The 809-nt window shown below is 48.6% G+C and carries 1 protein-coding gene; it reads left to right on the top strand.

The window, feature by feature from the left end; translation table 11 throughout:
• The first annotated feature begins 61 nt into the window (after positions 1–61).
• Entirely contained in the window at positions 62–379 is a 318-nt protein-coding gene (locus MD535_RS25710) for a hypothetical protein (RefSeq protein WP_102556368.1), read from the top strand.
• Positions 380–809 lie beyond the last annotated feature (430 nt).

An 809-nucleotide genomic window follows, 5' to 3' on the forward strand; every position in this document is an offset into this window, starting at 1 on the left:
CGGGAACGTTTAAGTGCTCAGGATTTTGTTTCGATGTGCGTTTTGGCGCTTAGGGGGTCACATGACAGTTCGCTCTACAGTATCCGCTGACATATCCATGCACGTGATTTGGGTGAATTCAACCGACTTTTACTCCACCGTAAAGGCCGTCAAGGTTCATGAGATTTTGGTGAATGAGTTTGGGTATACCGACTCTTTAATACTAGAGGAAGGCAACCGAGGGAAGGGGGTGAGTATCAGTGTGTGTGATAACACTACCACCATTAAGCAGATGCGAGAAGACTACGCCTACGCGAAGAAAACGGAAAGGACGATAGAAACCACCTCCGAGCATCGTGCATCGGCAAAGGCTTTACTCTCTTCTCTGTATGACGACTGAAGTCTGCTTATTGTGTAACGTCATCAAACACTCATAAGAGAAGGTCATTAGTGTGTCTGGATTTTGTTTCGATATTCTAGCCGGTAGCGGCATTCAAACGGGTTATGTTTTTCGACGAGCAACGCCTTGTTCGGTCTTGTCTTAAGTGACCAAGGTTATCGAGTGTGCGTATTGAGGCCCTTTGATGACAAATATGATCGCGTCGTCGGAGGGGGAGTCCTTGGTTGAGGGGGATGCGAACATTCGGTGTGTTATCACCCAGTCAAGTCAACCGGGAAAAACGCTCGTAACGAGCAGGCATTAATATCGAGTGGCGTAATTCGAGTAACCAGTAGGGCGCCCTCTTGGTGGGGAAGGGACCTTTCTAACTGGGCGACGTGCTTTGGGTTGAGGTACTGGCTTAGGCTGTCCTTTTGGCTTGTTGTCGCGA

Origin of the sequence: Vibrio qingdaonensis, from assembly GCF_026191675.1 — a bacterium.
Classification (GTDB): domain Bacteria; phylum Pseudomonadota; class Gammaproteobacteria; order Enterobacterales; family Vibrionaceae; genus Vibrio; species Vibrio qingdaonensis.